Consider the following 12,725-nt stretch of genomic DNA (forward strand, 5'->3'; position numbering starts at 1 on the left):
AATTCAGCATGAATGATATTTAGTTAGGATTATTTTGGAAGAGCAACACGCCTTACCGTATTTGCGGGAAACCCTGCTGTTTCTCGCCCTGGCCGGGATTTTTATTCCGTTATTGCAACGCCTGAAGGTCAACCAGGTCCTCGGTTTCCTGGCCGTGGGCGCCCTGTTCGGCCCGTTCGGCTTCGGCCTGTGGGCGGGCGACTTCACGTGGCTGACGTATTTCTCGTTCGTGCGTGCCGAGCAGGTCAGCGGCCTGGCCGAGCTGGGCGTGATGTTTCTGATGTTCATGATCGGCCTGGAACTGTCGACGGAACGGCTGTGGGCGCTGCGGCGCTGGGTATTTGGCGCGGGCGTGGGGCAGGTGGCCGTCAGCGCCTGCCTGATCGGCGGCGTCGCGTATTACTTTGGTTTGTCGCTGGAAGCGTCCATCGTGCTGGGCCTGGTGCTGTCGCTGTCGTCGACGGCCGTGGTGATGCAGTTGCTGACCGACCAGCGCTCCCTGCAGACGCCGGCCGGCCAGGCGGGTTTTTCCATTTTGATGTTCCAGGATTTGATGGTGGTGCCGCTGTTCATCCTGATCGACGTGTTCGCCAGCGGGCGCAGCGACGATCTCGCGTATCTGCTCAGCTTTGCGGCCGTGAAATCGGCCGGCGCCATCCTGCTGATCTATCTGCTGGGGCGCCGCGTGATTCGTCCGCTGTTCCAGTTTTTCGTCAAGAAACGCCAGCCCGACGTGTTCATGGCCTTGACCCTGCTCAGCACCCTGGGCATCGCGGGCTTGACTTACCTGGCGGGCCTGTCGATGGCGCTGGGCGCCTTGCTGGCCGGCCTGCTGCTGGCGGAAACGGAATTCCGCCACGAAGTGGAAGTGACGATCGAGCCCTTCAAGGGCTTGCTGATGGGCTTGTTCTTCATGTCCGTGGGCATGCAGATCGACGTGCGCGAAATCCTCAAGTCGCCGGTCTTGATTCCCTTGGCTGTGCTGAGCCTGTTTGCGCTGAAGACCCTGGTCATCAGCGTGATTTTCCGCATCGGCGGCTTTCACTGGGGGCGCGCCGTGGAAACGGGCGTGCTGCTGGGGCAGGGCGGCGAATTCGCCTTCATCGTCGTCGCGTATGCGCTGGGTACCAAGCTGATCGGCCCGCAGGTGGCGCAGTTCGTCATGCTGGTGGTGGGTTTGAGCCTGTTTGCCACGCCGGCGCTGGCCAAGGCGGCGCGCGCCTTCGGCAACTGGTGGGAGCAGCGCCACCACCACCAGCTGGCCGACCTGGCGCACGGCGCGCCGCCGCCGCAGGGCAGCACCGTCATCATCGCCGGGTTTGGCCGGGTGGGGCAGTTGCTGGCCAAGGTGCTGACGGAGCAGGATATCGCGTATGTGGCGATTGAAAATGATGCGCGCCTGGTGACGACCCTGCATCCGCGCGGCTTCCCCGTGTATTTCGGCGATGCGTCGCGCGCGGAATTGTTGCAAAAGGTCAATGCGGACCGGGCCGCCGCCGTGGTGCTGACGATGGACCATGCGGCGTCCGTGCTGCATGCCGTGAAATCGATCCGCCGCGAATATCCGCAGCTGCCCGTGTATGCGCGGGCGCGCGACGAGGCGCATGCCGTGGCACTGATACAGGCGGGCGCCACCCTGGTCGTGCCCGAGGCGCTGGAATCGGCGCTGCAGCTGACGGCCACCGTGCTGCACACGGTGGGCTTGTCGGAAGCGCGCACGGCGGACATCGTGCAAGCCGAGCGCGACCGGCGCAATGCCGTGCTGCTGGCGAAAAAGCTGTCGTAGTGTTGCTGTAGTGAAACCTATAGCGCAACCGTGCGTGTCGCCGTGCTTTGTAAATTATCTATACAATAATAGTATATGAGCACATTACCCACATGAAAGCCGCGACGAAGAGCGGAGCGGCGCCCTTGACGCCGCAGCAACTGGCGGCGCAGGAAACGCAGCAGAAATATGGCAAGCCCGAGCGGGGCTGGCGCGAGCAGGTGTACACCGTCATTTTCGAGGCGGAAACGCGCACGGGCCGCGCCTTCGATTTGCTGCTGATCGCCGCCATCCTGATCAGCGTGACGGTGGTCGTGCTCAGCAGTGTCGCCTCCGTGGCCGAGCGCTACGGCACCTGGCTGACGGCGCTGGAATGGTTTTTCACCATTTTATTTACCATCGAATATTTCGCCCGCCTGTCTTGCCTGCAGCATCCGGTGCGCTATGCCAAGAGTTTTTTCGGCATTATCGATTTGCTGGCCATCGTGCCGACCTACATCGGCTTGCTGCTGCCGGGCGCGCATGTGCTGATCGACGTGCGCATTTTGCGCCTGCTGCGCATGTTCCGTATCCTCAAGCTCACGTCGTATGTGCATGAATACACGGTGCTGGGGCGGGCCTTGCTGGCCAGCCGGCGAAAAATCCTCATTTTCTTGTCTTTTGTCATGATGGTGGTCTTTCTGTTAGGTACTGTGATGTACGTGGTGGAAGGACCGGAGAACGGTTACAGCAGTATCCCCACGTCGATTTACTGGGCCATCAGCACCATGACCACCGTGGGTTTCGGCGATATCACGCCGAGGACCGACATCGGGCGCACCATCGCTTCCCTGATGATGTTGCTCGGCTGGGGCATCCTGGCAGTGCCTACCGGCATTATCAGCGCGGAAATGACGGTACAGCGCAGTTCCAAGCTGGTCACCACGCGTACCTGCCCCACGTGCCTGAAGGAAGGGCTCGATGACGATGCCAGTTTCTGCAAGAACTGCGGTGTTGCATTGCCGCCATTGGCACGCGATTAGCGCATAGACCCTTCATCAACCGTATTTATTTTATTTTGTTAAGGCCAACATGATTCCAGTTCGCCTGATCGCGACGGGCAAGGCCGTGCCGTCGCAGAGTGTGACTTCCGCCAGCCTGGACCAGACATTGGGCCATCCGGCTGGCTATACCCTGCGCAAGAGCGGCGTGCTGTCGCGCTTTGTCGCCGCGCCCGATGAATCGCAAAGCCAGCTGGGCGCCGCCGCCCTGCTCGACGCGCTGAAGAATGCCAGCCTGCGTCCGGCCGACATCGACTTGTTGATCTGCGCCAACGGCGTGCCCGAGCAAGCGTTGCCGAATACGGCTTGCTTCGTGGCCGAACATGCGGGATTGCCGCCAGGCACGCAAAGCTTCGACGTCAACGCCAGCTGCCTCAGCTTCATGGCCGCCTTCCGCGTGGCCGCGTCCATGCTGGCGGGCAGCGCCTACCGACGCATCGCCATCGTTTCGTCCGACCTCGCCTCGCGCGGCGTCGACTGGAGCGAACCGGAAGCGTCGATGATCTTTGGCGACGGCGCCGCCGCCGTCATCGTCGAGCGCGGCGATGGCAGCGCCGGCATCCGCGCCTACAAGATGGGCACGTATCCGGAAGGGCGGCGCTACTGCGAAATCCGCGGCGGCGGCACCGAGCGCAACCCGCGCAACGGCTGCGAACCGGGCGATTACCTGTTCCGCATGGATGGCAAGGCCGTGTTCCGCCTGGCCGTCAAGGTGATGCCGGATTTCCTGACGGAACTAATGCAGGAATCGGGCGCGGGACTGGAAAAAGTCGACGTGGTGGTGCCGCACCAGGCCAGCCCGCTGGGGCTCGCGCATGCGGCGCGCATCCTCGACGTTCCCGATGCTAAAATCATCAAGATCTTTGAAACGCATGGCAACCAGGTGGCCGCGTCCTTGCCCACCGCCCTGCACGAGGCGGTGATGACGGGGCGGGCCGTGGCAGGCCAGCGTTTGCTGATGATGGGCACGGCCGCGGGTTTGACCATCGGCGGCATGATTCTTGACCTGTGAAGGTGGTGTGATGAGGCGGATACTGGTCACGGGAGCGACGGGCGGCTTGGGGCGCAATGCCGTGCGCACCCTGCTGGCGCAGGGCGTGGAAGTGCGCGCCACGGGCCGCAACGCCGCCGTCGGCCGCGAACTGGAACGCATGGGCGCGCAATTCGTCGCGCTCGACCTGGCACAGGCATCGCCACGCCAGGTCGATGAACTGGTGCGCGGCATGGACACCGTCTGGCACTGCGCCGCGCTGTCGTCGCCGTGGGGGCCGGAACGCGACTTCATCGCCGCCAACGTCACGGCCACGGGCCAATTGCTGCGCGCGGCGGCCAGCCTGCACGTGGCGCGCTTCGTGCACATCTCCACCCCGGCCATCTATTTCGACTACCGCAACCACCTCGACGTGCCGGAAACCTTCCGCCCCGATGCCTTCGTCAACGCGTATGCACGCAGCAAGGCGATGGCGGAAAAACTGGTGCAGGATTGCGTCGACCGCCACCGCGGCATGACGTGTGTGATCCTGCGCCCGCGCGCCATCTTCGGCCCGCACGACCAGGTCCTGATCCCGCGCCTGGCGCGGGTGCTGCAGGAGCGCGGCGGCAAGCTGCCCCTGCCCAACGGCGGCGCGGCCACCATCGACATCACCTATGTCGACAATGTCGTGCACGCGATGTGGCTGGCCACCGTGCACAAGACCATCGCTTCCGGCGCCGCCTTCAACATCACGAATGGCGAACCGGCGCGCCTGTGCGACATCTTGCGCACCCTGTTCTGCGACCATCTGCAGCAGCCGTTCGATATCGTCAGCGTGCCTTACCGCGTGCTGGCGCTGGTCGCGCGCCTGATGCAGTTCGCCTCGCGCTTTACCCGCCGCGAACCGTCGCTCACGCCCTACAGCATCGGCGCGCTCAGTTTCGACATGACGCTCGATAATGCCAAGGCGCGCAAGGTGCTGGGCTACCGTCCCATCGTCAGCCTGCAGGAAGGCATCGCCCTGACGGCGCAGTGGATGCGCCAGGAAGCGGCGGCGCACAAGGTGGGCAAGGAGCGCAATGGCTAGCATCACCGCGTTTCGCGTCGGCCACTGCACCCATCCTTCGTGCATGGTCTTGAAAGGCAGCGGGCTGGCCAGCCGCTGCTTTCCCTCGCGCGCCTACCTGATCGAAACGCGCGCGGGCCTGTACCTGTGGGACACGGGCTACGCCGAGCACTTCCGCGCCGCCACGTCGAAGGGCGTGTACCGCATGTATGCGTGGGTGACGCCGATTTCCTTCGATGAGAGTGAATCGTTGCAGGGGCAGTTGCGCGCGCATGGCGTGGCGCCCGGCGATATCCACACCTTGCTGCTGTCGCACTTCCACGCCGACCATATCGCGGGCCTGCGCGACTTTCCCCGCGCGCGGCTGATGGCCTCCCAAACGGGCTGGGACGCCGTGCGGGGACTGTCCGGCGTGGCCGCCGTGCGCCAGGCCTTCGTGCCCGAACTGCTGCCGAATGACATAGCCGACCGCCTGGATTTCGTGGAAAGCGTGCCCGAGACGGCCTTGCCGGCGGCCCTGCTGCCATTCACGCACGGGCGCGACGTCAGCGGCACGGGCGAAATCTACATCGTCGACCTGCCTGGCCACGCCATCGGCCATCTGGGCGCCTTCGTGCTGCAGGATAGTGGCTGGACCCTGCTGGCGTCGGACGCGGCCTGGGTACCGGAAAGCTTTCAGCAGCTGCGCGGACCGTCCGAACTGTCGTTCCTCATCCAGCACAAGCGCGCGCCGTACTACGCCACCCTGAACCGGCTGCACCAGCTGCACCAGTCGGGCAATGCGCACATCCGCATCACGCATGAAGACACGGCGGACTATGTTCCTGTGGCGGGCCGCCCGTGAAGCGTCTTTTCTGGCTGTTATTGTCGTACTGGCGCACGCGCCGCCTGCGGTTCACAAGCCGCGCGCAGCTGGGCGCCTACCAGCACAAGCAACTGGCGCGCTTCACCGAGGTGCTGTGCGCGCGCAGCACCTACTTTGCGCCGTTCCGCGATCTGCCCCTGGCGCAGTGGCCGACGATGAACAAGGCGCTGATGCTCGAGCATTTCGACGCCATGAACACGCAAGGCATCACGCTGGCGCAGGCGATGGACGCGGCCATGGCGGCCGAACAGAGCCGCGATTTTACCCCCGCCGTGGGCGACATCACGGTGGGCCTGTCGTCGGGCACCTCGTCGCGGCGCGCCGTGTTTACCGTCAGCCCCCGCGAAAAGGCGCAATGGGCGGGCGTGATGCTGGCCAAGGCGCTGCCCGACGGCCTGTTTTCCGGCGAGCGGGTGGCGCTGTTCCTGCGCGCGAACAGCAATCTGTACACGGCCGTGCGCTCGCCGTGGCTGACCTTTGCCTTCTACGATTTGTTCGAACCGTTCGACAGCCTGTGCGCGCGGCTTGCGCAATATCAACCTTCCGTCATCGTCGCGCCGGCCCAGGTGCTGCGCCAGCTGGCCTTGCGCGTCATCGACGGCAGCCTGGCGCTGGCGCCGAAAAAAGTCATCTCGGTGGCCGAAGTGCTCGAAGCGCAGGACCGCGCGCTGATCGTGCAGGCGTTTGGCGCCGTGCATGAGATCTACCAGGCCACCGAGGGTTTCCTCGCCAGCAGCTGCGAGCATGGCGTGCTGCACTTGAACGAAGAGTACGTGCACATCGAGCCGCAGTGGCTGGACGCTGAACAGAGGCGCTTCGTGCCCGTGATTACGGACTTCACGCGCATCACGCAGCCCATCGTGCGCTACCGCCTGGACGACATCCTGCTCGCGCGCACCACGCCATGTCCGTGCGGCCGCGCCACGCGCGCCATCGACGGCATCGAAGGGCGCTGCGACGACATGCTGTTCTTGCCATCCGTGCCATCGGCGAACGGCGGCGCCCCCGTCGCCGTGTTTGCCGACGTATTGACGCGCGCGTTTGCGCAAGCCTTGCCGCCGGACGCCGATTACCGCCTGGTGCAGCAAGGCGAATCTGCCCTGCAGCTGCACGCGGCCCTCGACGCCGCCGGCCTGGCCGCCCTGCGCGCGCACCTGGCAGCGGTGCTGCAGGGCCTCGGCGTGGCCGTCGACGGCCTCGCCTGGACGGTGAGCGGCGAACTGCCTCCCTTTGACCCCACCATGAAACGGCGCCGCATCCGGCGCCTCGCAAGCGCATGAATCCTTCTTCCATGACCGTACGCGGCCGCCTGCTGCACCTGCTGGCCGGCTGGGGCAGCGTCGGCCTCGTGTATTTTTCCAGCGACCTGCTGCAAGGGCAGGGCGTGTTGCTGCCGGAAACGGCCATCGACCGCGCCATCCCCTACACGGATGCCGCCATCTGGCTGTACCTGTCCTTCTTCATCCTGATCCCCTACGCCTACCTGGCGGCCGATGCGGCGAAGGTGCGCTGGCTGGCGCGCGCCATGGCGCTTTCCGCGCTGGCCTGCGGCATGGTCTTCCTGCTGTACCCGACCACGCTCGCGTATCCGCCCGTGGGCGAGGGCAGTGCCTGGAGCACGCAGGCGCTGCGCCTGCTGCAGGCGGCCGACTCCGCGCAAAACTGCCTGCCGTCGCTGCACGGCGCCCTGACATTGCTGTGCGTGTGGGCCTTGTGCGGCAGGCGCCACCTGCTGCGTTCCGCGCTGGCCGTGGTGCTGGGCGTGTCCATCTGCTACGCCATCATCGCCCTGCGCCGGCACGTGAGCATCGACCTGGCCGCCGGCCTGTTTGTTGGCGTCGCTGGCGGCATCCTGGCGAAAATGCAGGTATCCTTGGCTGCCCGCCGCGCCGTTTCCATAAAAACCGCATCATGATGAATCCCTTTGCCCTGTCGTTTTTGATCATGCTGGCCTTCGTGCTGGCCGAACTGCTGATCCTCAAATGGGTGCGCAAGACGCCCGTGCCGTGGAAGGACGTGATCTTCAACCTCAATTCCGGCCATATCCTGATGTGGGTGTTCCGCGGGGTGGAAGTGGCGGCGTTCGCCCTGCTGCTGCGCCATGCGAACCTGCACCTCGTCGACCAGTGGCCCGTGGCGGCGCAATGGGTGTTCGCCTTCTTTGCCTGGGATTTGTGCTTTTACTGGATGCACCGGCTGCACCATAAAATCCCCCTGCTGTGGGCCGTGCACGTGGTGCACCACCAGGGCGAGCATTTCAACCTGTCGCTGGGCGTGCGCAATTCCTGGTATTCGTCGCTGACGAATTTCCCCTTCATCGCCATCCTGGCCGTGCTGGGCGTGCCGCTGGAAATCTTCCTCGTCGTCTCGTCCCTGCATTACACGGTGCAGTTCTACAACCACAATGCGCTGGTGAACAAGTCCGGCATCCTGGATAGCTTCATGGTCACGCCGTCGCACCACCGCGTGCACCACGGCACGGATAAACGCTACATCAACCGCAATTTCGGCGGCACGCTGTTGATCTGGGACAAACTGTTCGGCAGCTTCCAGCCTGAACTCGAGGGCGTGGAAATGCGCTATGGCGTGAAGGGCATGACACCCACGCATAACCCGCTGTTGGCCAGCAATGGCAAACTGTTCAAGTGGCTGCGCGCGCGTTTCCCCCACTGGCAGTCGCGCGGCACTTTCCACGTGCCCGAGCTGTTCATCGGCACCGGCGGCGTGATCCTGTTTGGCCTGGTGATCTATTACGTCAACCATGAAGCGCTGCTGGCGGGCGCGCAGCAAGCCATCCTGTTCGCGCTGATCTTCGGCGGCACCCTGGCGCTGGGCGGCCTGTCGGATGCGAGACGCTGGGGCGCCATCGCCTGGGTCGCCATCGCGCTGGCCATGCCGGCCCTGTATCTGGGCTGGTATGGCGCGCGCGATGCGTGGGGCATGGTTTTCCTGGCCGCGCTGCTGGCGCATGGCCTCGACGGCGCGCGCCGCCTGTGGTGGCCGGCAGCGGCGGGGACGCGCGCGTGACGCAGCCTGTACCTTCGCTGCCGCCGCTGCGCTTCCAGCCCGCACGCGATTCCGCCTTCCGCCGCGAATTGCGCGCGCGCGCCGACGCCTACCTGGCGGACGAAGGAAAACACCGCTTCGGCGACGCGCGCCTGCATGCGAAAACCGTGTTCCTGGCCGCGCTGACGGTGGGGCTGTATGCGCTGGCGCTGCGCGCCGAAAGCACCTGGCCGTTTGTCGCCAGCTACGTGGCTTGCCTGGTCGCGGCCATGACCTTGGCCATGAATACCCTGCACGATGCGGCCCATAGCGCCATCTTCCGCCAGGGAGCCTGGAACCGCGTGCTGATCCGCCTGGTGGGCTTGCCCGTGGGCGTGGACACGGATTTCTGGACCATCCGCCACGTGCATTTCCATCACACGTATGCCAACGTGGAAGGCTATGACCTCGACACGGAACCGAATCCGTTTTTGCGCCAGACGCCATTCCAACGCTGGTCGCCGCAGTACCGCTATCAATACCTGTACTGGCCCGTGGTGGCGGCCCTGTCGCTGCCCTATTTGAACTGGTATGGCGACTGGCTGGACCGCTTCGGCAAGACGCCCGTGGCGGCGCACAGCCGGCTGCAGGGCTGGCGCGGCTGGCTGTCGTTCCTGGGCTGGAAGCTGGGCCATGTGGCGCTGGTGCTGGCGCTGCCCATGTGGGTGCTGCAGCAGCACGGCATCGGCTGGGGCGTGGTGCTGGGCGCGTATTTCGTGGGCCAGATGATCGCCTCGTGCGCGCTGGTGGCGCTGATCCTGGGCACGCACTGGGCCGAAGTCGAGTTTTTCCAGCCGGGCGCGGACGGTACGCTGCCGCACGACTGGTACCAGCACACGTTTTACACGTCTTGCGACTGGACGCCGCAGCCGCGCCGCCTGCGTTGGCTCGGTTACTGGCTCGGTGGCTTGAACCTGCACCTGACGCACCACTTGTTCCCCACCTGGAACCACCGCCACTACCCGGCGCTGGCGCGCATCCTGGCCGAACTGGCGCCGCGCCACGGTCTCGTGTACCGCGAACTCGGTTATGGCCAGCTGCACGCGTCGCAGCAGCAATTCCTGCGCGCCATGGGCCAGCCACCCGCCGGCAGGGACCTGTAACGAATCGTGCTTGACTCGGTTTCTGTTCCGTCTTACATTTCTGTAACGACAGAAATAAGAGAAAATCATGAAATCAAGAACGCCTAACAGAATCGTAGCGAGCGGCAGTGATTTGTGGCCGAGAAGCGCAGCTGTGCTTGAGCACAGTGAGCATCGCAGACCGCAAAGCGCGACGCGGAGTAGATTATGGTAGGCGTTCTGAGTCCGACCACGCAAAAATACATTCTCCATTGGGGGGAAATGGGCACGCGCTGGGGCGTCAACCGCACCGTGGCGCAAATCCACGCGCTGCTGTTCCTGGCCAACGAACCCTTGACGGCGGAAGACATCGCGGCCAGCCTGAATGTGGCCAGGTCCAACGTCAGCAACAGCCTGAAGGAATTGCAAAGCTGGGGCCTGGCGCGCATCACGCACGTGATGGGGGACCGGCGCGACCATTTCGTCGCCCTGCAGGATGTGTGGGAAATCTTCCGCGTCATCATGGAAGAGCGCAAGCGGCGCGAGATCGACCCCACCCTGACGGTGCTGCGCGAATGCGCGATCGAGGGCGAGCACGATGCGGCGATACCGCCGGCGACGCTCGAGCGCATGGGTGAAGTGCTGGCGTTTCTGGAAATGCTCAGCAGCACCTACAGCGACTATAAGAACCTGCCGCCGGCGACCCTGCAGCGCATGCTGTCGATGGGCGGCAAGGTGGCCAAGTTCCTCAGCCCGGAAGACAAACCGGGCAAGCGCGGGGAATCATGAACGGCCCCTCGGAAGGAGAACTGTTCAGGAAGGTGATGGGCGAGCAGTGGCTGACCCTGCACCCGGACATCCGCCACCGCTTCGAGAAAAATCCCGCGCCGGGCCAGCCCCTGTACTACCGGGGTGAACTCAGTGAACTCAGCAGCTCGCGCCTTGGGAAATGCCTCGGCTGGCTGACGCGCCCCTTCATCGATGGCGCCCTGATTCCCCATGATGACCACGACTTCCCCGTGGATATCGAAGTCTATTCGCGCCCCGGCTGCCCCTTCATCTTCAAGCAGCGCACCTACCGCCTGCACGGGCGCGCGCCGATCCGCTTCACCTCCTACATGGCCGAAAGCGCAAAGGGCGAAGTGCTCGAATACGTGGGCATGGGGCTGGGCATGAAGCTGCTGCTCCACGTCGAGGATGGCAACCTGCACTTCACCAGCGACGGCTATTTTTGGGACCTGTTCGGCTGGCGCATGCCGCTGCCCGGCGTGCTCACGCCCGGCAAGACCTATCTGTGCCACCGCAACGAGACGCCGCAGCAGTTCAACATCCGCATCGAGATTCGCCACGCGCTGTTCGGCACCACGTTCACCCAGGCGGGCGTGTTCCGCGAGTCCGCCGCACCGGAAATGAAGGAAACACCATGAATACGCATCTGCTGGCCCTGCAACTGATGGCGGCGCAAGGCTGCCTGGGCGCCTTCGACACCATCTACCACCATGAAATCACGGAGGCGCTGCCGCAAAAGGCCTCCGCAAGGCTGGAATTGACCATCCATGCCACGCGCGCCCTGATCTACAGCCTGCTGTTCGTGGGCCTGGCCGCCTGGGAGTGGCATGGCGCCTGGGCCTGGGTGCTGGTCATCGTCTTTGGCGTGGAAATCGTGCTGACCCTGTGGGATTTCGTCGTGGAAGACCAGACCCGCCTCTTGCCCGCCACGGAGCGGGTCACGCACACGGTGCTGGCGATTAACGCGGGCGCCTTCATCGCCTTGCTGGCCCTGAACAGCAGCGAGTGGGCCACGTTGCCGACGGCCCTCGTGTGGCAGCCGTATGGCTGGCTCAGCGTCTTCCTCGCCCTGTGCGGCGTGGGCGTGGGCTTGTCCGGCCTGCGCGACGCGTATGCCGTGTGGCAGCTGGGCCGGCGCAAGGTGCAGGAAAAGCAAGAGCAGGAAGAGCACCTGCGCTTTGCCGCCGCGCCGCAGTCCGTGCTGGTGACGGGCGCCACGGGTTTCATCGGCCAGCAACTGGTCAGCGCCTTGCTGGCCGATGGCCACGCGGTGACGGTGCTGACGCGCCAGCCGAAACAGGCCGCCTGGACCTTCGATGGCCAGGTGCGCTGCATCGACTCGCTGGACACATTGGCGGATGCGCAGCGCATCGACATGGTGGTCAACCTGGCCGGCGCGCGCATCGTCGGGCGGCGCTGGACGGAGGAGCGCAAGGCGGCGCTGCGCCGCAGCCGGGTGGCGCTGACGCAGGAACTGGTGGCGTGGATCGCCCGCGCGCAGCACAAGCCGCGCGTACTGCTGTCGGCATCGGCCATCGGCTATTACGGCGTGCAGCCGCAGGGCGACGCGACGGAACTGACGGAGGAGAGCGCGCCGCAAGCCATCTTCATGTCGCAGCTGTGCCAGGAATGGGAAGCGGCCGCGCGCCAGGCGGAGGCATTTGGCGTGCAGGTGGGCTGCATGCGCTTTGGCCTCGTCTTCGGCCACCAGGGTTCGCTGCCGCAGATGCTGCTGCCGATCCGCTTCGGCGTGGGCGGCCCGCTGGGCAGCGGCAAGCAGTGGGTCACGTGGGTGCACGTGCGCGACGTGATCCGCGGCATCGCCCACCTGGCGCGCCGCAGCGAAGACCACGCAGTGAGCGGCGCCTACAACTTCTGCGCGCCGGAAGCGATTGAACAGCGCCGCTTCGCCCAAGTGGCGGGCGCCGTGCTGCACCGCCCCAGCTTCCTGCCCACGCCGGCCTTCGTCATGCGCGCCATGCTGGGCGAGCAGGCCGACTTGCTGGTGGAAGGCCAGCGGGTCGCGCCGCGCCGGCTGCTCGGAGAAGGCTTTGCCTTCCGCTACCCACAGCTGGAAGGGGCGCTGCGCAGTTTATAAGTTGGCGTAAGATGGGGATGGGA

At 65.0% G+C, this 12,725-nt stretch carries 12 protein-coding genes; all 12 read left to right on the top strand.

From position 1 onward, the window contains the following. Positions 1–34: 34 nt before the first annotated feature. The 12 genes from O3301_RS05980 (at position 35) to O3301_RS06035 (ending at position 12,702) form a co-directional block, all read left to right on the top strand. Complete coding sequence (locus O3301_RS05980) at positions 35–1,786, top strand: cation:proton antiporter (RefSeq protein ID WP_099666623.1); 1,752 nt, start codon at positions 35–37, stop codon at positions 1,784–1,786. 92 nt (positions 1,787–1,878) lie between these two features. Next, positions 1,879–2,787, top strand: a complete 909-nt coding sequence (locus O3301_RS05985; protein WP_099666624.1) for an ion transporter — start codon at positions 1,879–1,881, stop codon at positions 2,785–2,787. A 49-nt stretch (positions 2,788–2,836) separates the two neighbouring features. Next, the gene (locus O3301_RS05990) at positions 2,837–3,817 is read left to right on the top strand and encodes a 3-oxoacyl-[acyl-carrier-protein] synthase III C-terminal domain-containing protein (protein ID WP_305055869.1); all 981 of its coding nucleotides are present in this window, start codon (positions 2,837–2,839) and stop codon (positions 3,815–3,817) included. A 10-nt stretch (positions 3,818–3,827) separates the two neighbouring features. Beyond that, positions 3,828–4,865, top strand: coding sequence for an NAD(P)-dependent oxidoreductase (locus tag O3301_RS05995; protein ID WP_305055870.1), 1,038 nt, complete (start codon positions 3,828–3,830; stop codon positions 4,863–4,865). Then, positions 4,858–5,688, top strand: a complete 831-nt coding sequence (locus O3301_RS06000) for an MBL fold metallo-hydrolase (RefSeq protein WP_305055871.1) — start codon at positions 4,858–4,860, stop codon at positions 5,686–5,688. The genes O3301_RS05995 and O3301_RS06000 overlap by 8 nt, the downstream gene beginning before the upstream one ends. Then, positions 5,685–6,989, top strand: coding sequence for a F390 synthetase-related protein (locus tag O3301_RS06005; RefSeq protein ID WP_305055872.1), 1,305 nt, complete (start codon positions 5,685–5,687; stop codon positions 6,987–6,989). The genes O3301_RS06000 and O3301_RS06005 overlap by 4 nt, the downstream gene beginning before the upstream one ends. An 11-nt stretch (positions 6,990–7,000) precedes the next feature. Then, on the top strand, positions 7,001–7,624 hold the full coding sequence (locus tag O3301_RS06010) for a phosphatase PAP2 family protein (protein ID WP_305055873.1): 624 nt from the start codon (positions 7,001–7,003) through the stop codon (positions 7,622–7,624). After that, entirely contained in the window at positions 7,621–8,736 is a 1,116-nt protein-coding gene (locus tag O3301_RS06015; RefSeq protein ID WP_305055874.1) for a sterol desaturase family protein, read from the top strand. Before O3301_RS06010 ends, O3301_RS06015 begins: the two co-directional genes overlap by 4 nt. Further along, positions 8,733–9,857, top strand: a complete 1,125-nt coding sequence (locus tag O3301_RS06020; protein ID WP_305055875.1) for an acyl-CoA desaturase — start codon at positions 8,733–8,735, stop codon at positions 9,855–9,857. The genes O3301_RS06015 and O3301_RS06020 overlap by 4 nt, the downstream gene beginning before the upstream one ends. Before the next feature lie 186 nt (positions 9,858–10,043). Then, positions 10,044–10,604, top strand: a complete 561-nt coding sequence (locus O3301_RS06025; RefSeq protein ID WP_257218865.1) for a GbsR/MarR family transcriptional regulator — start codon at positions 10,044–10,046, stop codon at positions 10,602–10,604. Continuing rightward, positions 10,601–11,242 (top strand): DUF4166 domain-containing protein, encoded by a 642-nt coding sequence (locus O3301_RS06030; RefSeq protein ID WP_305055876.1) that lies wholly within the window; start codon positions 10,601–10,603, stop codon positions 11,240–11,242. Before O3301_RS06025 ends, O3301_RS06030 begins: the two co-directional genes overlap by 4 nt. After that, positions 11,239–12,702 carry a TIGR01777 family oxidoreductase gene (locus tag O3301_RS06035; RefSeq protein WP_305055877.1) on the top strand — a complete coding sequence of 488 codons (1,464 nt, stop codon included), beginning with the start codon at positions 11,239–11,241 and terminating at the stop codon, positions 12,700–12,702. The genes O3301_RS06030 and O3301_RS06035 overlap by 4 nt, the downstream gene beginning before the upstream one ends. Positions 12,703–12,725 lie beyond the last annotated feature (23 nt).

Source organism: Janthinobacterium sp. SUN211 (assembly GCF_030587315.1).
Taxonomy (GTDB): domain Bacteria; phylum Pseudomonadota; class Gammaproteobacteria; order Burkholderiales; family Burkholderiaceae_D; genus Janthinobacterium; species Janthinobacterium kumbetense.

What these genes read in the sequence shown, in the direction of transcription:
- O3301_RS05985 (WP_099666624.1), top strand. Translation starts at nt 1,879, where the DNA reads ATGAAAGCCGCGACGAAGAGCGGAGCGGCGCCCTTGACGCCGCAGCAA.
- O3301_RS06000 (WP_305055871.1), top strand. Translation starts at nt 4,858, where the DNA reads ATGGCTAGCATCACCGCGTTTCGCGTCGGCCACTGCACCCATCCTTCG.
- O3301_RS05995 (WP_305055870.1), top strand. Translation starts at nt 3,828, where the DNA reads ATGAGGCGGATACTGGTCACGGGAGCGACGGGCGGCTTGGGGCGCAAT.
- O3301_RS05990 (WP_305055869.1), top strand. Translation starts at nt 2,837, where the DNA reads ATGATTCCAGTTCGCCTGATCGCGACGGGCAAGGCCGTGCCGTCGCAG.
- O3301_RS06015 (WP_305055874.1), top strand. Translation starts at nt 7,621, where the DNA reads ATGATGAATCCCTTTGCCCTGTCGTTTTTGATCATGCTGGCCTTCGTG.
- O3301_RS06025 (WP_257218865.1), top strand. Translation starts at nt 10,044, where the DNA reads ATGGTAGGCGTTCTGAGTCCGACCACGCAAAAATACATTCTCCATTGG.
- O3301_RS06010 (WP_305055873.1), top strand. Translation starts at nt 7,001, where the DNA reads ATGACCGTACGCGGCCGCCTGCTGCACCTGCTGGCCGGCTGGGGCAGC.
- O3301_RS06035 (WP_305055877.1), top strand. Translation starts at nt 11,239, where the DNA reads ATGAATACGCATCTGCTGGCCCTGCAACTGATGGCGGCGCAAGGCTGC.
- O3301_RS06030 (WP_305055876.1), top strand. Translation starts at nt 10,601, where the DNA reads ATGAACGGCCCCTCGGAAGGAGAACTGTTCAGGAAGGTGATGGGCGAG.